General features: G+C 44.5%; 17 protein-coding genes and 1 tRNA gene. 3 read left to right on the top strand and 15 right to left on the bottom strand.

All coding sequences use genetic code 11. The features are described from left to right. Window positions 1–6 precede the first annotated feature (6 nt). The 3 genes from DW251_RS13170 to hcp form a co-directional block, all read right to left on the bottom strand. Window positions 7–2,463, bottom strand: coding sequence for a glycogen/starch/alpha-glucan phosphorylase (locus tag DW251_RS13170; RefSeq protein ID WP_118301418.1), 2,457 nt, complete (start codon window positions 2,461–2,463; stop codon window positions 7–9). Window positions 2,464–2,684: 221 nt separating this feature from the next. After that, window positions 2,685–5,813: an isoleucine--tRNA ligase gene (ileS, locus tag DW251_RS13165; RefSeq protein ID WP_118301417.1), complete on the bottom strand. Its 3,129-nt coding sequence runs from the start codon at window positions 5,811–5,813 to the stop codon at window positions 2,685–2,687. 442 nt (window positions 5,814–6,255) lie between these two features. Next, window positions 6,256–7,887 carry a hydroxylamine reductase gene (gene hcp, locus DW251_RS13155; protein WP_118301415.1) on the bottom strand — a complete coding sequence of 544 codons (1,632 nt, stop codon included), beginning with the start codon at window positions 7,885–7,887 and terminating at the stop codon, window positions 6,256–6,258. Window positions 7,888–8,088: 201 nt separating this feature from the next. On the opposite strand from hcp, the gene DW251_RS13150 reads away from it, so the two are divergent. Next, window positions 8,089–8,925, top strand: a complete 837-nt coding sequence (locus DW251_RS13150; RefSeq protein ID WP_118301414.1) for an RNA methyltransferase — start codon at window positions 8,089–8,091, stop codon at window positions 8,923–8,925. Between the two features lie 180 nt (window positions 8,926–9,105). After that, entirely contained in the window at window positions 9,106–10,563 is a 1,458-nt protein-coding gene (locus DW251_RS13145; protein ID WP_021869564.1) for a nicotinate phosphoribosyltransferase, read from the top strand. Between the two features lie 102 nt (window positions 10,564–10,665). On the opposite strand, the gene DW251_RS13140 is transcribed toward DW251_RS13145, so the two are convergent. Further along, window positions 10,666–11,955 carry a galactokinase family protein gene (locus DW251_RS13140; RefSeq protein ID WP_021869563.1) on the bottom strand — a complete coding sequence of 430 codons (1,290 nt, stop codon included), beginning with the start codon at window positions 11,953–11,955 and terminating at the stop codon, window positions 10,666–10,668. Window positions 11,956–12,154: 199 nt separating this feature from the next. Here DW251_RS13140 and DW251_RS13135 point away from each other — a divergent pair, with 199 nt between their 5' ends. Further along, window positions 12,155–13,141 carry a TIGR01212 family radical SAM protein gene (locus DW251_RS13135; protein WP_021869562.1) on the top strand — a complete coding sequence of 329 codons (987 nt, stop codon included), beginning with the start codon at window positions 12,155–12,157 and terminating at the stop codon, window positions 13,139–13,141. Here DW251_RS13135 and DW251_RS13130 read toward each other — a convergent pair. The 11 genes from DW251_RS13130 to DW251_RS13080 all read right to left on the bottom strand — a co-directional run bounded on the left by DW251_RS13130 (window position 13,101) and on the right by DW251_RS13080 (window position 22,384). Beyond that, window positions 13,101–14,423 (bottom strand): CapA family protein, encoded by a 1,323-nt coding sequence (locus DW251_RS13130; protein ID WP_118301413.1) that lies wholly within the window; start codon window positions 14,421–14,423, stop codon window positions 13,101–13,103. The genes DW251_RS13135 and DW251_RS13130 overlap by 41 nt on opposite strands. 22 nt (window positions 14,424–14,445) lie before the next feature. Then, window positions 14,446–15,306: a DegV family protein gene (locus DW251_RS13125; protein WP_118301412.1), complete on the bottom strand. Its 861-nt coding sequence runs from the start codon at window positions 15,304–15,306 to the stop codon at window positions 14,446–14,448. Between the two features lie 153 nt (window positions 15,307–15,459). Further along, window positions 15,460–16,002 carry an RNA polymerase sigma factor gene (locus DW251_RS13120; protein WP_118301411.1) on the bottom strand — a complete coding sequence of 181 codons (543 nt, stop codon included), beginning with the start codon at window positions 16,000–16,002 and terminating at the stop codon, window positions 15,460–15,462. 35 nt (window positions 16,003–16,037) lie between these two features. Continuing rightward, window positions 16,038–17,231 carry a cation diffusion facilitator family transporter gene (locus DW251_RS13115; RefSeq protein WP_021869558.1) on the bottom strand — a complete coding sequence of 398 codons (1,194 nt, stop codon included), beginning with the start codon at window positions 17,229–17,231 and terminating at the stop codon, window positions 16,038–16,040. Then, entirely contained in the window at window positions 17,231–18,064 is an 834-nt protein-coding gene (gene truA / locus DW251_RS13110) for a tRNA pseudouridine(38-40) synthase TruA (RefSeq protein ID WP_021869557.1), read from the bottom strand. The genes DW251_RS13115 and truA overlap by 1 nt, the downstream gene beginning before the upstream one ends. Beyond that, window positions 18,054–18,563 (bottom strand): VanZ family protein, encoded by a 510-nt coding sequence (locus tag DW251_RS13105; protein WP_118301410.1) that lies wholly within the window; start codon window positions 18,561–18,563, stop codon window positions 18,054–18,056. Before DW251_RS13105 ends, truA begins: the two co-directional genes overlap by 11 nt. Continuing rightward, the gene (locus tag DW251_RS13100; protein WP_118301409.1) at window positions 18,560–19,738 is read right to left on the bottom strand and encodes an aminotransferase class I/II-fold pyridoxal phosphate-dependent enzyme; all 1,179 of its coding nucleotides are present in this window, start codon (window positions 19,736–19,738) and stop codon (window positions 18,560–18,562) included. The genes DW251_RS13105 and DW251_RS13100 overlap by 4 nt, the downstream gene beginning before the upstream one ends. 165 nt (window positions 19,739–19,903) lie before the next feature. Then, complete coding sequence (locus tag DW251_RS13095; protein ID WP_021869554.1) at window positions 19,904–20,734, bottom strand: hypothetical protein; 831 nt, start codon at window positions 20,732–20,734, stop codon at window positions 19,904–19,906. A 210-nt stretch (window positions 20,735–20,944) separates the two neighbouring features. Next, window positions 20,945–21,337, bottom strand: a complete 393-nt coding sequence (locus DW251_RS13090) for a hypothetical protein (RefSeq protein ID WP_118301408.1) — start codon at window positions 21,335–21,337, stop codon at window positions 20,945–20,947. Continuing rightward, window positions 21,325–22,170, bottom strand: coding sequence for a VanW family protein (locus DW251_RS13085; protein WP_182433625.1), 846 nt, complete (start codon window positions 22,168–22,170; stop codon window positions 21,325–21,327). The genes DW251_RS13090 and DW251_RS13085 overlap by 13 nt, the downstream gene beginning before the upstream one ends. A 142-nt stretch (window positions 22,171–22,312) precedes the next feature. Beyond that, window positions 22,313–22,384, bottom strand: a tRNA-Gly gene (locus DW251_RS13080). Window positions 22,385–22,498: the final 114 nt, after the last annotated feature.

Below are 22,498 nucleotides of genomic sequence, written 5' to 3'. Positions count from 1 at the left end.
CGGGTCTTACTGCTCTAATGTCACCTTTTTCAGATGCCAGATATCTCTTACATACTCTTCAATGGTACGGTCAGAAGTAAACTTACCGCTGTGGGAAACATTGATAAGAGCTGCTTTTGCCCACCACTGTCTGTCTCTGTAAGCCTTGTCGATCTTCTCATGAGCCTCTGCATAGGAACGGAAGTCTTTCAGGATAAAGTAAGTATCCGGACGGCTGCCGCCACAGTTATTTAACAGAGAATCATAGATTTCCTTAAACATCTGCGGATCCTTTGGTGAATAATATCCATTGGTCAGCTGCATCAGTACTCTGCGGATCTGAGGATCGTTGTTGAAGATATCCATTGGATTATAGCCGCCGTTATTCTCATAATTGATAACTTCGTCTGCAGAAAGGCCAAAGATAAAGGCATTTTCCTGTCCAACTTCTTCTACGATCTCAACATTTGCACCATCCATAGTTCCTAATGTAAGAGCACCGTTTAACATGAACTTCATGTTACCGGTACCGGAAGCCTCCTTGCTGGCTGTGGAGATCTGCTCGCTGACATCTGCTGCTGCAAAGATGATCTCTGCGTTGGATACGCGGTAGTCTTCAATAAATACAACCTTGATCTTTCCATTAATGGACTTATCATTGTTGATCACATCTGCTACTGCATTGATCAGCTTAATAGTCAGTTTTGCACGGCGGTAGCCTGCTGCTGCCTTAGCGCCGAAAATAAAGGTTCTTGGAACCATATCCATGTTTGGGTTATCCTTTAACTGATTGTAAAGGTACATAACATGGAGAATGTTCATCAGCTGACGCTTGTACTCATGAAGTCTCTTAACCTGTACATCAAAAATAGAGTTTGGATCAACGTCAATGCCGTTGTGCTCCTTAATGTACTTAGCCAGACGTACTTTATTCTTATATTTAATATCCAGGAATTCCTTCTGGCATTCCTTATCATCCATAAATGCTGCCAGTTCTTTAATATGAGGCAGGTTTGTGATCCACTCATCGCCAATCTTGTCAGTTACCCAGTCAGCTAATAATGGGTTGCCGTGAAGCAGGAAACGTCTCTGGGTGATACCATTGGTCTTGTTGTTGAACTTCTCAGGCATCATCTCATAGAAGTCTTTTAACTCCTCATGCTTTAAGATCTCAGTATGCAGTCTTGCAACACCATTTACAGAGAAGCCTGCTACAATAGCCATATAAGCCATTCTTACCTGACCATTGTATACAACTGCCATCTTTGCGATCTTGTCCTGATCACCAGGATATCTCTGCTGGATCTCATTTACAAAACGGCGGTTGATCTCTTCTACGATCTGATAGATACGTGGAAGCAGACGGGAGAATAAGTCTACCGGCCACTTCTCTAATGCCTCAGACATGATCGTGTGGTTGGTGTATGCACAGGTTCTTGTAGTAATATCCCATGCTTCTTCCCAGGTAAGGCCTTCATCGTCTAAGAGGATACGCATTAACTCAGGAATTGCTACAGTTGGATGGGTATCATTTAACTGGAATACAACCTTCTCAGGGAACTGATGGATGTCGTCATGTTTTTCTTTAAATTTCTGTACTGCTCTCTGAACGCTGGCAGAGATGAAGAAATACTGCTGTTTTAAACGCAGTTCCTTACCTGCATAATGGTTATCATTTGGATAAAGGACCTCAACGATGTTCTTAGCCAGGTTTTCCTGCTCAACAGCCTTCTGATAATCACCACGGTCAAAGGAGTCCAGGTTAAAGGTATTAACAGGTTCAGCATCCCAGATACGAAGTGTATTTACAATGTGGTTGCCATAGCCTACAACTGGCAGGTCATATGGAACAGCCTTTACAGACTGATAACCTTCCTGTACGAAATGGCTCATACCATTGCGGTCTTCAATACGTACATAGCCGCCGAATTTTACTTCTACAGCATACTCCGGACGGCGGATCTCAAATGGATTGCCATTTTCCAGCCAGTTATCCGGAACTTCTACCTGATAACCATCTTCGATCTTCTGTTTGAACATACCATAACGGTAACGGATACCGCAGCCATATGCCGGATAGCCCAGGGTTGCTAAAGAGTCAAGGAAGCATGCTGCTAAACGTCCTAAACCACCATTTCCTAATGCTGCATCCGGTTCCTGGTCTTCGATAGCATTTAAGTCAAAGCCCATTTCGTCTAATGCTTCTGCGATCTCCTTATATTCACGAAGATTGATCATATTGTTTCCAAGGGCACGACCCATTAAAAACTCCATAGACAGATAATAAAGGGTCTTTACATCTTTTTTCTCATATTCCTTGTGGGTTGTTATCCACTGGTCAATGATATCGTCCTTTACTGTATAAGCCACAGCCTGGAAGATCTGCTGAGGGGTTGCTTCGTCGATGGTACGACGGAACATGTTTTTTACATTAAAGGTTACTGCACTTTTGAACAAAGCCTTGTCAAAGCCTGTATTTTTCATAGCCTTCCTCCTCATTTTCCCATATGCCCCCTTTACAGAAAGCATACCCATATTTTGACCCGCACACGCCTGCACGCGCTGCTGATCTGTTTGACAAATAAATGATACAAACAAGGGACAGGTAACATTTCTGCCCTGTCCCTCATATTACCATTTTTTCCAGTCTATTTCAACTTAAATACGGATATTAAACCATATTTTACCATTATTATATGGCTACTTTACAGCTTTTCCACACCTAACATAACAGTCTCGCCGTTGATGTTCCACTCTTTGGTGAAGCCCTTCATCTCACCTAAGTGGATGTAATCAGCCATAACCTCGCTCTTGATCTCATCTGCGTTGTTCTTGATCAGCTCAGCGATCTTGTCGTTGCCGCTCTGGTATACGCCGATGTGGTCCATAACCTCAAAGCCAGCTTCCTTACGCATGGTCTGGATCTTGCTGATCACTTCGCGGACAAAACCTTCTTCGATCAGTTCAGGAGTCAGGTTGGTATCCAGGACAACAGTTACATAGTTGTCTTCTTCTGTTACATAACCATCTTTCTTTGCTACATCGATCAACAGGTCATCCTTTGTAAGAACAACTTCCTGTCCGTCAAAGTCAAAGGTTAATGCGCCGGTCTCATTTAAAGTATCCATAGCAGCACTTCCGTCTAAGTTGGTCAGTGCTTCACGGATCTTTCCTAACAGCTTGCCGTATTTTGGTCCTACGGTCTTTAACTGTGGCTTAAATGTATAGGAAGTGAAGGCTCTTACGTCATCTGTAAAGGTTACTTTCTTTACATTTAACTCTTCTTCAATGATCTCTACATAGAAATCAGATAATGCATGGTCTGCCTTTACATACATCTGGGCGATTGGCTGACGGTTCTTGATATTTGCTGTATTTCTGGCTGCACGGCCCATAACAACAGTATCCAGAACTTCTTCCATATCTGCTTCTAACTTCTCATCAATCCACTCTTCCTTTACTACAGGGAAGTCGCACAGATGAACGCTTTCCGGAGCGGTCTTGTCGATCTTTCTTACCAGGTTCTGGTAGATCTGCTCTGTCATGAACGGGATCATAGGAGCAGCTGCCTTTGCAACAGTTACAAGAGCGGTGTACAGGGTCATATAGGCATTGATCTTATCCTGCTCCATGCCCTTTGCCCAGAAACGCTCACGGCTTCTGCGCACGTACCAGTTACTCATATCATCTACGAATTCCTGGAGAGCCTTTGCAGCCTCAGGGATACGGTAGTTCATCAGGTTGTCATCTACTGCCTTGACCATGGAGTTCATCTTGGACAGCAGCCACTTATCCATTACCGGCAGCTTATCATATTCTAAGCTGTATTTGGTAGCGTCAAAGTTGTCGATATTTGCATACAATACCCAGAATGCGTAGGTATTCCATAAGGTACCCATGAACTTTCTCTGTCCTTCGGTCACTGCCTTATCCTGGTATCTCTTCGGGATCCATGGAGCGGAGCAGGTATAGAAGAACCATCTGATGGCATCTGCGCCATGCTTCTGTAAGGTGTCAAATGGGTCAACTGCATTTCCCTTGGACTTACTCATCTTCTGTCCGTTCTCATCCAGAACCAGACCCATTACAACTACATTTTCGTAAGGAGCCTTGTTGAACAGTAAGGTAGACTCAGCTAACAGGGAGTAAAACCATCCACGAGTCTGGTCTACAGCCTCGGAAATGAACTGAGCCGGGAACTGGGACTCAAACAGTTCCTTATTCTCAAATGGATAATGATGCTGTGCAAATGGCATTGCACCAGAGTCGAACCAGCAGTCGATAACTTCCGGTACACGCTTCATCTGCTTGCCGCACTTCGGGCAGCGGATGGTAACAGCGTCAATGTATGGACGGTGAAGTTCAATATCATCCGGGCAGTTGTCAGACATGCTCTTTAATTCTTCAATGCTTCCGATGGAATGCTGATGTCCGCACTCGCACTCCCAGATATTTAATGGAGTTCCCCAATATCTGTTTCTGGAAATGCCCCAGTCCTGAATGTTCTCCAGCCAGTCACCGAAACGGCCTTTACCAATAGACTCAGGTACCCAGTTAATGGTGTTGTTATTGCGGATCAGGTCATCCTTAACAGCAGTCATCTTAATGAACCAGGATTCTCTTGCATAGTAGATCAGTGGAGTACCGCATCTCCAGCAGTGTGGATAGCTGTGCTCAAATGCAGGAGCATCAAATAACAGGCCTTTTTCTTTTAAGTCTTTTAATACTAATGGATCAGCATCTTTTACAAACTTGCCTGCAAATGGAGTATCTGCTGACATATCACCCTTTGCATCAACTAACTGGACGAAAGGCAGGTTGTACTTGCGGCCTACATTAGCATCGTCTTCACCAAATGCAGGAGCAATGTGTACGATTCCGGTACCATCTGTTAAGGTTACATAGGTATCACATACAACATAGAACGCTTTTTTGTGCTGCTTCTCGCAGTATGGAACGGAGCAGTCGTATAATGGCTCATATTCCTTGAATTCCAGATCCTTACCTACATAAGTTTCCAGAACCTCACAGCCTTCTCCTAATACCTTTTCCATTAATGCATGTGCAATGTAATAGGTATAGCCGTCTGCTGCCTTCACTTTTACGTATTCTTCATTTGGGTTTACGCAAAGTGCCAGGTTGCTTGGAAGGGTCCATGGGGTTGTGGTCCATGCCAGGATATAAGCATCTTCCCCTTTTACTTTAAAACGTACCACTGCAGAACGCTCTTTTACGTCCTTGTATCCCTGCGCTACCTCGTGGGAGGAAAGCGGGGTACCGCAGCGTGGGCAATAAGGAACTACCTTAAAGCCCTTGTATAACAGGCCTTTATCCCAGATCTGCTTTAATGCCCACCATTCAGACTCAATAAAGGAATTGTGGTAGGTAACATATGGATTGTCCATATCAGCCCAGAAACCAACAGTGCCGGAGAAATCTTCCCACATGCCCTTGTATTTCCAGACACTTTCCTTACACTGCTTGATAAATGGCTCCAGACCGTATTTTTCGATCTGGTCCTTTCCGTCAAGGCCTAACTTCTTTTCTACTTCCAGTTCTACAGGAAGTCCGTGAGTATCCCAGCCGGCCTTTCTTGGAACCATATAGCCCTTCATAGCGCGAAATCTCGGGATCATATCCTTGATTACACGGGTCTCAACATGGCCGATATGCGGCTTACCGTTTGCGGTTGGCGGTCCATCATAGAATACATATGGCTGGCAGCCTTCACGCATCTTAATACTCTTCTCAAAAATGTGTTCATCTTCCCAGAACTTTTCGACTTCTTTTTCTCTTTCCACAAACTTAAGGTCTGTGGGGACTTTGTCATACATCCTTGCTTTTCCTCCATTTCTAAATTTGAAGAATGTCTCACAGGTACTTTTCAAGGTCAGCGCCCTGAATTTTCAATACATGGATCTGTCACCTGACGGTGCATCACCATAAAAAAGAAAAAGCTTCCATCCCCGTAAAAGGACGAAAGCTTAGATTCGTTCAACCACCTGTTACTGCATACCATCATATGAGTTCCCTTAACGCAGGAAATGCGGCCCGGCCTACTTAAAACTTCAGCTGGCAGCTCCGGAGTGATCTTCTCCTTTCTCCTACTGATACCGGATTTCCACCTGCACCGGCTCTCTGTAATGTTTGGAAAAGGATACTGTCTCCTTCTTGGCTTTTCTTTTATAACTTTCATTATAACAGTTACATTATAATGACTGGGGATGGAAATGTCAACGGCTAAACTGAGGAGAAAACTTTAAAAATACACAGTATCTATCCAAAAAACAACTTCATATCCTCTTCCACCGTCGTGATTCCCGCAATATGAAACTTCTCCACCAGCACTTTCAACACCGCCGGGGACAGGAACGCAGGCAGCGTTGGACCTAAGTGGATGTTTTTGATACCTAAAGACAGAAGGGCCAGGAAAACGATCACGGCTTTCTGCTCATACCAGGCAATGTTATAAATAATAGGAAGGTCGTTGATATCATCCAGTCCAAATACCTCTTTCAGCTTCATGGCGATCACTGCCAGGGAATAGGAGTCGTTACACTGGCCTGCATCCAGGATCCTTGGGATGCCGTCAATGTCTCCCAGTTTTAATTTATTGTAGCGGTACTTGGCGCAGCCTGCTGTGAGGATCACGGTATCTTTTGGCAGCGCTTTGGCAAATTCTGTATAATATTCACGGCTCTTCATGCGTCCGTCACAGCCCGCCATGACTACGAATTTCTTTATTTTCCCGGACTTTACCGCTGCCACTACTTTATCTGCCAGCGCGATCACCTGGGCATGGGCAAAGCCACCTGGGATCGTACCAAATTCCAGTTCTTTAGGCGGCGGACATTTCTTTGCCTGTTCTATGATCTGGGAAAAATCCTTCTTTTCTCCTAAGCCCCCTGGAATATAGGTACAGCCCGGATATCCTGCTGCACCGGTGGTGTAAAGACGGTCTTTATAACTGGCTTTTGGCGGCACGATACAGTTAGTGGTCATAAGGATCGGCCCGTTAAATGACTCAAATTCTTCTTTCTGCTGCCACCAGGCATTGCCATAATTCCCCACAAAATGGGGATATTTCTTAAAGGCCGGATAACTGCAGGCAGGAAGCATTTCTGAATGGGTATACACATCCACGCCTGTTCCTTTTGTCTGCTCCAAAAGCATTTCCAGGTCCCGCTGGTCATGACCAGAAACCAGAATGCCCGGATTTTTTCTTACACCGATATTCACTGCTGTGATCTCTGGATCTCCATAAGCCCCGGTATTGGCAGCATCTAACATGGCCATTCCCTTTACACCGTATTCTCCTGTTTTTAAGGTCAACGCCACTAATTCCTCTGCCGACAAGCTGTTATCCAATGTCTTTGCCAGAGTTTCCTGTATAAACGCATCCAGCTTTGGATCTGTATGCATCAGGGCATTGGCATGTTTGGTATAAGCGCAAAGTCCCTTGATGCCATAGGTGATCAACTGCTGAAGGCTTCGGATATCCTCATCTGGATTGGAAAGAACTCCCACTTTTCCGGCGATCACCTCCCAGTCCCCGCTTCCGTCCCACAAAGCAGCCTCAGAAAGCCCGGAGGTATCTTTTACCTTCTTTAATAATTCTTTTTTCACATGAAGAGTGTCATGGATCCGGTTCTCAATGGCCTCTTTATCAAAATTAGCATTTGTAATGGTCATAAACAGGTTCATTACCACCATGCGGTTTTCAGCATCACTGATATTCGTGCCTTCCTTACGCAGTCTGGTTGTTACCTCACAATACCCCTTTGTCACATACACCAAAAGATCCTGAGCTGCCGCAACCTGGGGATTTTTGCCACAGACGCCGGTTAAAGTACAGCCAGTGCAGTTGGCTGTTTCCTGACACTGGTAACAGAACATTTTATTTTCCATGGATCTGGTCTCCTTTGCACTAATAAATTTTTGATAATTCTTTGATAGATTTAGAATAACCATTTTTCCTGAAACCATGTAACTATGTCCGGTTGCCAAGAATATACATTTCCTCTATACTAGAAAACAGATATATTTTCCCGCGATCGCGGAAATGATATATCACTAAACTACATATCACCCATTAAAGGACTTATTTTTATGAAATTAAATGAAATTGAAATAACAGACTTTAACGCCCCGGAGCTTGACATCTACGCCCGCTGCAACGAGGCCCAGCTTCTCCACTATTTTGAACCGAATCCCGGCATTTTTATTGCTGAAAGCCCCAAGGTGATTGAACGGGCATTAAATGCAGGATATGTTCCCATTTCTTTTCTGGCAGAGAAACGGCTGGTCTCAGCTGACGGAGGCGAAACCAGACAGCTTCTTGAAAAATACCCTGATGTGCCTGTATTTACCGCTGAATACAATGTACTTACAAAACTCACCGGCTTTGCACTGACCCGTGGCATGCTCTGCGCCATGAAGCGCAATGTCCTTCCTTCTGTAGAAGATATATGTAAACATGCAAACCGCATTGCTATTTTAGAAGATGTAGTAAACCCAACTAATGTAGGAGCCATTATCCGTTCTGCTGCTGCCCTTGGCATGGACGCTGTACTTCTCACCCATGGCTGCGCTGATCCATTATACCGCCGCGCCTCCCGTGTGAGCATGGGAACTGTATTCCAGATCCCATGGACCATTCTTCCCAAAAATTCTTGGCCGGATGCTTCCATGGATACCTTAAAAGCTTTGGGCTTTAAAACTGCTGCTATGGCATTAAAAACCGACTCTGTATCCATTGACGATCCTGTTTTAACTTCCCATGAAAAGCTGGCTATTGTCCTTGGCACAGAAGGCGAAGGCCTGAAAGATGCTACTATTGCAGCCTGCGACTACACCGTTCTCATTCCTATGTTCCACGGAGTAGACTCCCTGAATGTGGCAGCAGCCAGTGCTGTGGCTTTCTGGCAGCTTGGACGGAGGAAATAGGCATTTTATTTCGCTCTGTCAGAACACTTGTCTTGTCATGTGTATATAATATTGTTAAATTTGTAACGATATGTTCCTTTTTTTACATAAATATGCTATATTGTTACGGAAACTTTACAAACAACCGCACACAGCCATTTATTTCAAACCAAAGACTGTGTACCAGGAGGGAGCCAACTTATGGATCACAGAAATCTCACACTACTCACTGACCTGTATGAACTGACGATGATGCAGGGCTATTTTAAGGAAAAAGACGCAAATGAAACTGTCATCTTCGATATGTTCTACCGTACCAATCCCCATGGAAATGGTTTTGCCATTTGTGCCGGTCTGGAACAGGCCATTGAATATATCAAAGGACTCCATTTTGACGAAAGTGATATTGAATATTTAAGAAGTTTAAATATATTTGCAGAAGACTTCTTAGAGTATCTTAGTACTTTCCGTTTTACAGGCGATATCTACGCTATCCCGGAAGGTACCGTTGTATTCCCAAGAGAGTCTTTAATTAAAGTAATCGCACCGATCATGCAGGCACAGCTGGTTGAAACAGCACTTCTTACCATTATCAACCACCAAAGTCTGATCGCAACTAAAACAGAGCGTATTGTCCACGCTGCAAAGGGCGATGGCGTTATGGAATTCGGTCTCCGCCGTGCCCAGGGAGCTGATGCCGGTACTTACGGCGCAAGAGCTGCCATGATCGCAGGCTGTATCGGTACTTCCAATGTACTCTGCGGAAAGATGTTTGATGTTCCGGTAAAAGGAACCCATGCACACAGCTGGATCATGAGTTTCCCGGATGAGCTGACCGCTTTCCGTACCTATGCAAAGCTGTACCCATCTGCATGTATCCTGTTAGTAGATACTTATGATACCTTAAAATCCGGTATTCCAAATGCCATCAAGGTATTTAAGGAAATGAGAGAAGCTGGCATTCCGCTGACCTTCTACGGTATCCGCTTAGACAGCGGTGACCTGGCATATCTGTCAAAGAAAGCAAAGAAGATGCTGGACGCAGCAGGCTTCCCGGATGCAGTTATCTCCGCTTCCAATGACCTGGATGAGTACCTGATCGACAGCTTAAAGGTACAGGGCGCTACCATCAATTCCTGGGGCGTTGGTACCAATCTGATCACAGCGAAGGACTGCCCATCCTTTGGCGGTGTTTACAAGTTAGCTGCTGTAAAGGACAAGACCACCGGTGAATTCATTCCAAAGATCAAGTTATCTGAGAATGCTGAAAAGATCACCAACCCTGGAAACAAGACCATTTACCGTATTTATGACAAAGAAAACGGAAAGATCATCGCAGATCTGATCTGCCTGGTAGGCGAGAAGTTCGATACTAACAATTCTCTTCTCCTTTTCGACCCACAGGAAACATGGAAGAAAACCTTATTAGCACCTGGCAGCTACACCATGCGCGAACTGTTAGTACCAGTCTTCTTAAACGGCGAATGCGTTTATGAATCACCAAAGGTAATGGATATCCAGAAATACTGTAAGGAAGAACTGGATACCTTATGGGATGAGTCCAAACGTCTGGTAAATCCTCACACCGTTCATGTAGATCTTTCTAATGAATTGTGGCAGACGAAACAGAAATTACTGGACAGCTATCACAAGAAATGAAAGTAATAAGAATATGATCGCATGATAACAAACAAGGCCGTCTGTTTTCGCAGACGGCCCATTTCGTATAAATGTCTCTTTGTTTTTGACTCTGGTATCACATTATAAATAATCACTTACGCAGATCGCGCCATAAGGCCGGATGCTCATATTATAAGCGCAGCCTTCTCCCAGGCATTTCTCCATATATTTTGTATATTCTTCTACCAGGTCATTTGGAAGCATTGCCATGATAACACCTGCGAAACCGCCTCCGTGTACACGGCAGGCACCTCTCTGCTTCTGGGCTATAAACAGCTCTGTTAAAGCAAGGGCAACGGTAATTCCCTGTTCTGCGTTATTGCTGGTAGTAAAGCAGTTCTGCAGCCATTTCCAGGAAGAATTTCCGGATGCTGTGATATTTTCCAGGAAATCATTAAAACGGCCCTCTTTTAATGCTGCTACCTCTGCTTCCACTCTCTTGTTTTCCTCAAAGAAATGAAGGGCACGCAGTACTGCACGGTCTCCTGCAAACTTCCGGATCTCAGGAAGATGCTGGATCACCTTCTCTTCTGAGATCTGGGCTAAAACATCTTTTCCAAAATACTTTGCCACCTTCTTCATCTCTTCCGGAATGGAAGAATACTCAGCACTCAGATCAGCATGGCCTTTTCCGGTCTGGACAATGATCAGACTGTGGTTCTGTGCCTTGAAATCAAAATCGATCTTCTGTACTACCGGAGTCATAGGCTCTACAAAATCAATGGTGATCAGGCCGCCTACTGCACATGCCATCTGGTCAAGAAGTCCTGATGCCTTGTCCCAGTATTTATTTTCCGCAAATTTTCCAATATGGGCATAAGCCACATTGTCCATACGGCTTTCATTGAAAAATGCATTTAACATGGAGCATAATAACATTTCAAAAGAAGCGGAGGAACTGACACCGGCTGCGCTGATCACATTGCTGGTAATATAAGCATTAAAGCCGCCAACACTGTAGCCTGATGTTTCAAATCCCTTTAAAATACCTTTGATCAGATCAACAGTTCCTGCTTTCTTAGCACTTGGCTCCAGATCATTTAAGTCAATAGTAATGTCCTGATTATAGGTTTCGCTGATGATCCGCACATGGCTGGAATAATTCTTTGCAGCTGCGCCTACACAGTCTAAGTTGATACTGCCGGCCAGCACCTTGCCGTGGTTGTGGTCTGTATGGTTTCCGCTGATCTCTGTACGGCCCGGTGATGAGAAAAGAAGGACTTCTTTGCTGTCGCCAAACGCCTGTTCAAAGCCTTTCAGTACCTTCTCATATCTTGCTTTGTTTTCAGCTGCTCCTTTTCCATAAAGTTCATGCATAAATGCATCTGTTTTTTCACTATTTAACTGTTTTATGGTCTCACATACATTCATAGCTGCCCTCTCCTTTTTCTGCTGATATGCTATTATCAGTCTAACACAAAAGTAACATCTGTCACAATACAATATTTTTCGATATTGCACATTCTTTCATGGACAGCTGACATTTTTTCTGTTATAACTGGACATACACATGACAACGGTCCCTGCTTTGCCCTGCAGGCAGACCGGAATTATTTTTAAGGAGTCTTACATGGAACTGGAACACAACTGGAACGGCCGCCCCTATCACAGTCTGGACTGGGAGCTGAAACATACATTTGGACATAAAGTATATAAACTGTCACTGGATGCAGGTCTTACCTGTCCCAACCGGGACGGCACCTGTGGGACCAGGGGATGCATTTTCTGCAGCGAAGGCGGTTCCGGAGATTTTGCGGAAAGCCTGAAAACAGATGTATGGGATCAGATCGAAGCTGCCAAAGGACGGGTAAGTAATAAGACCGGCTCTGATGAAGCTTGCAATTATATCGCCTATTTTCAGTCCTTTACCAATACCTACGCACCGGTTTTTTATTTGAAACCACTGTTTGAACGTGCCATCAGCCACCCGGATATCGCTGCTCTTTCCATTGCCACAAGGCCGGACTGCCTGGGGGATGATATTATAGACCTGTTAAAAGAGTTAAACAGTAAGAAACCGGTCTGGGTGGAGCTTGGGCTTCAGACGATCCATGAAAAAACCGCCCGCTTTATCCGCAGAGGTTATGAACTTCCTGTGTTTGAGGATGCTTTAAAACGGCTGAAAAAAGCCGGCATTACTGTGATCGTCCATGTGATCCTTGGACTTCCCGGCGAAACCACAGACCAGATGAAGGAAACTGTAACCTATCTGGCAGACCGGCCCATTGACGGGATCAAGCTGCAGCTGCTCCATATATTAAAAGGGACCGATCTGGCAGATGTCTACCAGACAGATCCCTTTCATGTGTTTTCTATAGAAGAATATATCGATCTTGTGATCGACTGTATCACGCTTTTACCGCCCCGGATCACCATTCACCGCATGACCGGTGACGGACCGAAAAATCTCCTGATCGCGCCTTTGTGGAGCGGAAACAAACGGCTTGTTTTAAATCAGCTGCATAAACGTTTTAAAGAACGTGGGGCATGGCAGGGACAGTGTTATGTGTCCCCGCTTATCCCTGCGGCACTACCGTTCCGTCATCCTCAATGGTAACACCATAGGAAATACCTGTCATATAAGAGGCAAAGTCTGCCTTCTGGGCTTCATTTTCAAGCACTCTTGTATATCCGGCGGAAGACGTTCCCGGCACAAAGGTAAGCTGGCTTGCCTGCCCATCCCACTGCACCTTAAGCAGTGCCGTCTTAGGGATACTGCTTCCGAAAATGAAATTGCCCAGACTGTATACGATCGGCTTTCCCTTATAATATTCCACCCCCTGAAGCACATGGGGATGACTGCCAATGACTACATCTGCCCCGGCATCTATATACTGCTTTCCAAGAGATCTCTGGTAGTCTTCCGGCCTTTCACTGCGCTCAATGCCCCAGTGGACATATACCACCAGATAATCACACTGCTCTCTCAGCTTCTTTATCTCATCCACCAGTATTTTCGGATCATAGGTAGTAAACATACCCGGCTTTGTAGAAGTTGCATTCCAGGAAGCCACCGGTATTACCCTGGATGCTCCCAGAAAGCCGATCTTTTTGCCCTGGGCTTCTAAAATAACAGGTGCTTTTGCCTCATCTAAGTTCTTTCCTGCTCCTACTCTCCTGATACCGGCTTTATCCAAAGTATCACAGGTATCCAGTAAAGCATCTGTCCCATAATCCATGGCATGATTATTTGCCAGTGTCACAATATCGATCCCCAGCTCTTTAAAAACAAAGGTCAAAGACGGTGCCGCCCGGAAAGTAAACTGCTTATCCTCTGCCGGCGTTCCCCGGGTACTGAAAGGAAATTCCTCATTTGCCATGAAAATATCCGACTCATCGATCACAGACTGAAACTGGCTGTCCAGTACGCTGCGGATGCCTCCGTTTTTATAGGCATTCATCACATGATCTGATAAAAGAATGTCACCGGAAAAGACCAGATTTACCAGCTGATCCGTTGGCTCTGCTTCAGACTCAGTCTTACTCTCCTGGCTGTCATTTTCTGACTCACCTGTACTGCTATCATTTTCGGCAGCTTCTTCATCCGTGTTCTGTCCAGCGCTGCTATTTCCACCGTTCTCATTCTTTTCTGCACCAACACCATTTTCCTGATCCTGTTTACCATCTGGCTGGCCATTTTTGCTTTCACTGCTTTCTGCCAGGTCTTCATTTCCATTTTCTTCCAGTTTTTCAGACACTGACCCGCTCTTCTGCCCCGCCAGCTCACTGGCACTTACATAAGAACTGTTTTTCATATGCCGGATCGATAAACCCGCTATAACTGCCAACAGCAGCCCTGTAATAGCGGCCGCTGTGCATATCCATTTTTTTCTGTTCATTTTTTATTCCTGTTTACCAATATTAACCAATTGCCAGCACGATACCACCGTCATTTGCATATACGGTAGCAACGCCAGCTGCATTTGTAACAACGATCTCCTTAAAAGATGCACGCTTTGCCAGTTCCTGCTTTACGTACTCTCCTCTTTCAGGATTATTTACATGGCATACAACTGCACGTTTTCCTGTGGTATCCCCTGCTTCTTTAATGGCAATATCGCACATTCTCTGAAGCCCCTTGTTGATACCTCTTGCCTGGTCTAATTTGATGATCACACCATGGTCAGCGCCCATAACTGGCTTGATATTTAAGGCAGTTGCAAAGAATGCCTGCAGTCCGGAAAGTCTGCCGTTCTTGCGTAAGGTATCAAGGCTTTCAAGAACAAAGTAGGTGTGCATCTCATCACGGAATTTTCTCAGCTTTTCCACTACTTCTTCAAAGTTTAATCCCTGTTCACACAGATCCCTGATATAAAGGGCCTGCTCTAACTGTCCTGCTGATGCAGACTCGGAATCTAAAACTTCGATCTTTTTAGAAGACGTAATTCCTTTTTCCTTCATTTCTTCTTCATACAGCTGCTTTGCAAGAGCAGCTGAATTATAACTTCCGCTTAAATGGCTGGAAAGAGTGATCACAAATACTGCCTCTGCATCTGCTGCCTCATATGCTTCTTTAAAGATCTCTGGGGAAGGGCAGGCAGTTTTCGGGCACTCCGGACACTCCTTCACCATACGGATGAAAGCTTTCTGATCAAAAGTCTCATCATCTACCACCTGTGCAGCCCCCACCTGCAATGTCAGCGGTACCATCTGAAACCTCGGGTCCCTTTTCAGTTCTTCTGTCAGATCAAGACAGCTGTCTCCAATGATCTTGTAAGTCATGTTTCTATCCTCCGGTTATCCAACATGTCGTTCGATTATCCTAACATGTAGTATTCATTACTACTTATTATAACAGCATACTATATAAAATGCAATGCTAACCGAAGTTTTTATTCCTGTTCATAAGGCAGGCCTGCAGCAAATTTTTCGCAATTATGACGCATATAACATTTTCTGCAGTTTCTTCACAGAGCGGCTGTATTTGGAAAGTTCCGTTGCCTGGGGCATATTTAAGACCTGGGCGATCTCCCGGTGCTTCATCCCTGCAGCTGCATACAAAAGCACGATCTGCCGTTCCGTTTCATTTAACTGGTCTAACGCCTGTAAAAGAGCGGTCCTCTCTGCTGTCTGTTCTAACTGTGGCTGTGGCACACCGGTATCATCGATCTCCCCGTCTTCTAAAGTTTCCTGCCGCTTTTTCTCCCGCAGACGCATATAGCAAAGCCGCCTTGCAATGGTAAATACCCACGCCAGCGGCTTTCCATAGGGAACATAGTCCCCTGCATGTTCCCACACTGCCAGAAATGTTTCCTGCATCACATCTTCTGACTCATGTGGATCCTTTAAAACTGAGAAAATAAAACTGTATACAGACCGGGCCGTTTCCTCATAAAACTGCCGCAGCCCTTCTTTATCTCCATTTGCCATGTCACAGATCCAGTTTTCCAGTTCCATTGCCATTATACCAGTTCCCATTATCCCTTCTGCCAGGACTAAAATGGCGGCAATGCCTATTTCTCCGATCCATGTTTCTCTGAACGAAAACTGTTTTCTGCTGTGATGGAACAGCGGCATCCCGGCTCCCGGCGGCTGACTTCATTATTGATCCTGTTTTTCAGTCTTCCCACTGCCGATGCTTTATATTCTCTTGGAACCACCAGATCGAACACCAGACACACATTTTTGCCTGACCCTACTATGCGAAAATCATGGAACGACAGGCGGATATCAATATCCATAAGCACCCGGCTGATCAGGGAGCGGTACTGGGCCAGACGTTTATTATCCCGCTCTACCGGGTCCATGTGGATCACTAACATCATGTTAAATTTTTTTGCAGCATCCCTTTCGATCCGGTCAATGATCTCATGGGAATACTCCGGATCGTAGTTGCTTGGAACTTCCGCATGGATAGAAGCCATACTGTGGGACGGACCATAATTGTGAACGATCAGGTCATGGGTTCCCAGTATTCCTTCATAGCCTTCTACAAAATTGGATATTTCCTCATAAACCTCCGGTTCAATGGCTTCTCCGATCAGCGGCGCCAACGTATCTTTTGCAATATTCAATCCGCCGTACATAACAGCCACGGAAACTGCCAGACCTACAATGCCATCAATATTCCAGTTTAAATATTTCAAAGCAAGAAGGGATAAAATGGCTGCACTGGTAGTCATTACATCTCCCATGGCATCTGCAGCCGTTGCCTCCATCACCTTGGAATTGATCCTGCTTCCCAGTTTTCTGTTAAACAATGACAGCCAGAACTTCACTCCTACGGAAATAAGAAGGATCAGCACGGAGATCCATTTAAAATACACTTCTTCCGGGTGGAGCACTTTTCCAAGAGAAGTTTTAAACAGGGAAAATCCCACCTGAATAACCAGGAAAGCCACAATAAAAGCAGAAATATATTCAATCCGCCCATGCCCAAAAGGGTGATCGCTGTCAGCCGGTTTTCCTGCCATACGCACACCGATAAAACCGATAATGGACGATGCAGCATCGGATAAGTTATTAAATGCATCTGCCATAACGGACACACTGTTTACCAGAACGCCAATAAACAGCTTGGAAGCAAACAGAAGCAGATTGCAGCAGATGCCTACAATACTTGCCAGGATCCCATACCGGGTGCGCACCTGGGGATCTTCTGTTTTATCATGATCTTTCACAAAACATTTTACTAAAAAATCAGTCATCACTTATCCTCATACCCTACATTTACCAGGAACAGTCCCTGAGCCGGGGCAGTTGGTCCTGCTGCCTGCCGGTCCTGTGCGTCCAGGATCCTTGTTATCTTATCCGGTGCACATTTTCCCTGTCCCACTTCGATCAGCGTGCCAGTAAGGATACGTACCATCTGCTGTAAAAATCCATTTCCTGTAAAATAAATATGCAGGCGGCTTCCTGACTGCTCAAACTCTATTTTTTCAATGGTACGTACCGTTGATTTCTTCATTTTCTTATTGCCGCAGAAACTTTTAAAATCATGGGTTCCTGTAAGAAGACCGGCTGCTGCCTTCATGGCAGAAACATCCAACCGTTCTCCCAGACCATAATAATAATTTCTCTGAAAAACATCTTTTTTCGGTCCCATTTCCAGCTGATAGCAATACGTCTTTCTCACTGCTGAAAGGCGGCTGTGGAAACGCTCCGGAGCCACTTCACAGGATAAAACCGCAATATCCTCCGGCAGATACTCATTGATATATTCCATGATCTGATCCGGCGTTTTCTTTCCGCCACATTTTTCCCTTTTACAGCCCTGTCCAGCCTGGTTTCCGGCATTTTTTTCCAGTTCCCGCTTCTCCTGGACTTCCAGTTTTTTCCAGTCTATGTGAAAATTTGCTACCTGGCCCCTGGCATGGACTCCTGCATCGGTCCGGCCGGAACCATGGACTTCGATCTCTTCCCCGGTCATCTTAAAAAGGATCTGTTCTAATTTTCCCTGAATGGTCTTATCTGTATTCCCCTGTTTCTGCCAGCCATTATACCGGCTTCCGTCATAAGCCATTACCACTTTATAATTCATTATTCCTGCTCCTGTTTCCGCTGCCCTTTCCCTTTGCAGCTTTTCTGCCAGTTTTCAAAGCGCCCGTCATTTTCATGAAACCTGCCGTAACCATGATCCCGGTAACAATTCCCGCCATATCCAGCCACACATCGGATATCTGACCGGACCTGCCTTCTACAAACAGCTGTATGGTTTCATCTACAAAAGGCATAAAAAGTACTGCCGTCACATTTCCTTTTAAAAGGCAAAATACAGGCGCTATTCCAGCCCCTGTATTCATCGCCAGTAAAAATCCCAGTCCTGCATATTCTGTAAAATGGGCGGCTTTGCGCACCAGATGCTCTGTCAGCCACCAGGCATCCATTCCCGCTCCTGCAAGGAAATCCTGTATCTTCGCAAGAAAATATCCGCTCTCCTTAGAAGAAATAGCTGCAGGAGTCAGAGAATTGCCATATATAAAGCAGAGATATACCAGGATCAGGATCTTCCATTTCCATTTTTTCATGAACGTTTTCATGAATTCTCCTTTGAGAAAATTCCGCTTTCATCTACTGCATGGATCGCACGCTCTAATGCCTCACGGTCCTGTACCAAAGCCATACGCACAAAGCCTTCGCCGGATGGTCCGAAAGCACTTCCCGGTGTCACCATAACGCCTGTCTTTTCTACCAGATCCATAACAAAAGCTTCTGAAGACTTATACTGCTTCGGGATCGGAGCCCATACAAACATAGTTGCTACCGGACGGTCCATTTCCCAGCCAATGGAGCGAAAACCGTCACAGAGAATATCTCTTCTTGCCTCATAGGCTTTCATGGTATCATAAACACAGTCCTGATCGCCGGTAAGAGCTGCTACTGCTGCTGCCTGGATCGGCAGGAACATGCCATAGTCCATATTGGATTTTAACATCTTAAGATGCTTTACAACCTCTTTATTTCCAAGGCAGAAACCAATTCTTGCACCTGCAAGGCCATAAGTCTTGGAAAGTGAATTAAATTCCACACCGATCTCTTTTGCGCCCGGGTAACTTAAAAAGCTTCCGCAGGTCTTTCCATCAAATACAAGCTCGCTGTATGCATTATCATGGAGAACAATGATATCGTATTTCTTTGCAAATGCTACCAGGTCTCTGTAAAACTGCGCAGGAGCCATAGCGGTAGTCGGGTTGTTTGGATAAGAAACGACCATCAGTTTTGCTTTTCTTGCCACTTCTTCCGGGATGTCCTGAAGCTGGATAATATAGTCATTTTCTTTCTTAAGAGGCATATAATAAAGCTCTGCCCCTGCGATCTGCGGACCATCTCCGAATACTGGGTAACATGGATCCGGCACCATAACGATGTCTCCCTCATCTGCAATAGACAGGGCAATGTGAGCCAGACCTTCCTGGGAACCTAAAAGGGAACAAATCTCTGTATCCGGATCCAGTTCCACATCATATCTTCTCTTATACCAGTCTGCCACTGTATCTAACAGCTTTTTGGTATCGCTGATGGCGTAAACATAATTCTCCGGCTTCATAGCTTCCTCGCAAAGTGCCTTGCGGATATGCTCTGCCGGTGGAATGTTTGGCGCACCGATACTTAGATCGATCACTTCTTTTCCTTCACTGATCCTTTTATTCTTGATCTCAGCCAGTCTGGAAAAAATTCCCTCTCCAAACCGATCCATCCTTTTTGCAAATTTCATTTTCATTTCCTCCAAATATGCATCATGTTCTCTCGGGATCTTTCTGTGCCTGAGCAGGTGCATGAAAGACTCCGAGAGGACATCTTAAAACCATTCTGGATATTATAATACAAATGAATGGCGGTGACAAGAGGGATGCAAAACTTATCTTCCAGTATTTCCCAGCTATCTCCTGGTATAATAGATCTCTGTCTTTAATAAAAACTTGCCCTGAGATGGCCAGCCATAACGGCTGCTTGTGCTTCCATCACTGCCTGTATAATCCAGATATCTTTCTGTGTTCATCATGATCCGGCCATCTTCCAGAAACTCAATTTCCGGGTAATTATAAGATCTTTCCAGTTCATTTTTCCGGTCCCGTTCATATTCATCAATACGGCCGTCTGAATTAATATCATAATACCATTCCCCATCATCCCGGATAAAGCGATAGGTAGTTCTCACCTTATCTACAAAACGGTATCTGTCCACATCTGTTTTTTTGATGGCAAATTCCTCATATGTAGGCTTGGACGGATAGATCTTCTCCAGCCATTCATCCCAGGAATTTCCCTCTGTTATCCCGCACAGCACATATTGCCTGGTCTGTTCATTGTAAACGTAGGATGCAGCTCCACTGTAACTATAAATCCCCTCATAATCAATGGGATTGGCATTTACGTTGATCTTTGCTTCATTTACAGCCTGTCCTGTTTTTTTAGTTTGGACAACACCATTCTGCACCCAGGCACCGCTTGCATTCACTGTATAGCCATCCGGTGTTGTAGTATCTGTCAGCAGCCAGCCATTATGATCGAAATAATAACTTTCCGCTGTCCCATCCCCATTTCCATCGATCCACTGCCAGCAGTTTGAAGGATAGCTTCCGTTGCCGTTATCATACCACCATTTATTCTGATTTTCCCCTTCTCCCCCTTTCCAGGTACCCGCAAAGGCCGTACCTGTCATCGCCAGGGATGCAAGGGCTGTTATGCATACGATCTTCTTTATGTTCATTTGTTTTCCTCCACATTTCTCCAATACGTAACATGCTGTCTCCGTTCACGTAATCTTTTCTTATTATAGCAGAAATAATGGTAATTGGCGAATGGGGGATTGGAGAGATCATAAATAATCCGATACTTCAAAAAAAGCAGGACCAGAAGATAGTTTCTGATCCCGCTTTTAACTTCAGATATGTTTTATAACAATAATCCAAATGAAAAATTATTTTCTAGTGTAGAAAATATTGATTGCTAAACTGCCTTTTGCAGGCCATCCATAATAAGTATTTACATCATCTTCCTCTGTATAATTCAAAGTGATCTCCATCTGCATGGCAACTCTGCCGTCACTTAAGAATATAATCTCTGGATAATAGTATGAACTTTCAATATCTCTCTTATCCATCTCAGCTTCATCTATTTCACCATCTGCATTTACATCATAATACCATTCACCATCTACATTGATAAACTGATAGGTAGTCATTCCATCAACAACGATCTTATACTTTTCTTTACTTGCCCCTTTGATGGTGAAATTATAATATGCCGGATCTGCCGGATAAATTTTTCCGGACCACTCTTCCCAGGAATCATTGTCGGTTACTGCAAACACATCACTGTTTCCAGCGTCTCTTTTGACACTAAATAAATAGAAACGGTTATTGTACCTTCGTTAGTTTCTGCTACGATCTTTAAAGGATCCTGACCAATATTTATAAATTTCAGATCCTTGCCGCCTGCTTCTGATATAGTGGCATCCATTCCCACCGGGATGTAGGAGACATGGGAAGAATGTGGATAGCGCTCTATAACTGGGAGCAGGGCATCACACATGGCAGCATAAAGAGTGGACGATACCTGACAGATACCACCGCCGTATTCATAGCGGCCGATCGCAGGCGCCATAACGTATCCATGTTCCGGTATTCTCGGTAACAGCGTCTGACTGTAAGAAAAAAGCTGTCCCGGCTGTATAACCGTTCCGTTTAACCGTTCTACTGCTATTCCTATATTTACGGCCCTTGGTACGGTTGTATCATAATGGGTCGAATAGGTACCGATCAGATTTTGTTCATCTCCTGTCGGCAGGCAGGTTCTTCCTTCTGCCTTTCCAATTTCCATATAATGTTTACAATAAGCTGCTAGATCTGTTTTATAATAATCCAGCAGATCTCTGTTATGTAACACATAGGCCCGTAAATTAAATTCTGCATTTCCTAATCTGCCTTCCCTTACCCCGATTGTCACAAAATGATGAAATAAGGCTTCACTGTCATTACCTAATTGTTCCTGCAGATCCGGGTACTGGTTATAATAATAGTCCGGGTCAAATACGGATCGGAAATATTCTTCATTACCAGCAGCAAATACCGTAATACTGTTAAATAAAATAAGTAAAAATAATACACCTATAAATCTTATCTTCGCATAAATAAAGCTTTTCATATCTTCTGTCTCCCCTGTTACCATCATTGCAATTGGTTACTTTTTTAATAGTACTAGAAATAATAGAAAATATCAATAGATAAGACAATACAAAAAAAGCCGGAAATCTTGTAACTTAAGACTCCGGATTATATAATAAAAAAGCGCGAGACGGGATTCGAACCCGCGGCCCCCACCTTGGCAAGGTGGTGCTCCACCCCTGAGCCACTCGCGCATTTTAAAAATATATTTAATTTTGATACATACCTTCAAAACCACATATTGAACTGTTGATTTTCCGAATACTTACAACCTTTGTTTTCCCTAAACCTTATTGGTCAAGCCCTCG

It is taken from the genome of Clostridium sp. AM22-11AC (assembly GCF_003473545.1).
Taxonomy (GTDB): domain Bacteria; phylum Bacillota; class Clostridia; order Lachnospirales; family Lachnospiraceae; genus Enterocloster.
This window is presented reverse-complemented; position numbering and strand designations above follow the sequence as displayed.

Excerpts from the sequence above, each read along its gene's own strand:
- DW251_RS13105 (WP_118301410.1), bottom strand. The coding sequence starts at position 18,563 with ATGAAAACGTTCATGAAAAAATGGAAATGGAAGATCCTGATCCTGGTA.
- DW251_RS13135 (WP_021869562.1), top strand. The coding sequence starts at position 12,155 with ATGGAACTGGAACACAACTGGAACGGCCGCCCCTATCACAGTCTGGAC.
- ileS (WP_118301417.1), bottom strand. The coding sequence starts at position 5,813 with ATGTATGACAAAGTCCCCACAGACCTTAAGTTTGTGGAAAGAGAAAAA.
- DW251_RS13100 (WP_118301409.1), bottom strand. The coding sequence starts at position 19,738 with ATGAAATTTGCAAAAAGGATGGATCGGTTTGGAGAGGGAATTTTTTCC.
- DW251_RS13140 (WP_021869563.1), bottom strand. The coding sequence starts at position 11,955 with ATGAATGTATGTGAGACCATAAAACAGTTAAATAGTGAAAAAACAGAT.
- DW251_RS13125 (WP_118301412.1), bottom strand. The coding sequence starts at position 15,306 with ATGACTTACAAGATCATTGGAGACAGCTGTCTTGATCTGACAGAAGAA.
- DW251_RS13115 (WP_021869558.1), bottom strand. The coding sequence starts at position 17,231 with ATGACTGATTTTTTAGTAAAATGTTTTGTGAAAGATCATGATAAAACA.
- hcp (WP_118301415.1), bottom strand. The coding sequence starts at position 7,887 with ATGGAAAATAAAATGTTCTGTTACCAGTGTCAGGAAACAGCCAACTGC.
- truA (WP_021869557.1), bottom strand. The coding sequence starts at position 18,064 with ATGAATTATAAAGTGGTAATGGCTTATGACGGAAGCCGGTATAATGGC.
- DW251_RS13095 (WP_021869554.1), bottom strand. The coding sequence starts at position 20,734 with ATGAACATAAAGAAGATCGTATGCATAACAGCCCTTGCATCCCTGGCG.
- DW251_RS13120 (WP_118301411.1), bottom strand. The coding sequence starts at position 16,002 with ATGGGAACTGGTATAATGGCAATGGAACTGGAAAACTGGATCTGTGAC.
- DW251_RS13145 (WP_021869564.1), top strand. The coding sequence starts at position 9,106 with ATGGATCACAGAAATCTCACACTACTCACTGACCTGTATGAACTGACG.
- DW251_RS13130 (WP_118301413.1), bottom strand. The coding sequence starts at position 14,423 with ATGAACAGAAAAAAATGGATATGCACAGCGGCCGCTATTACAGGGCTG.
- DW251_RS13150 (WP_118301414.1), top strand. The coding sequence starts at position 8,089 with ATGAAATTAAATGAAATTGAAATAACAGACTTTAACGCCCCGGAGCTT.
- DW251_RS13085 (WP_182433625.1), bottom strand. The coding sequence starts at position 22,170 with ATGAAAAGCTTTATTTATGCGAAGATAAGATTTATAGGTGTATTATTT.
- DW251_RS13170 (WP_118301418.1), bottom strand. The coding sequence starts at position 2,463 with ATGAAAAATACAGGCTTTGACAAGGCTTTGTTCAAAAGTGCAGTAACC.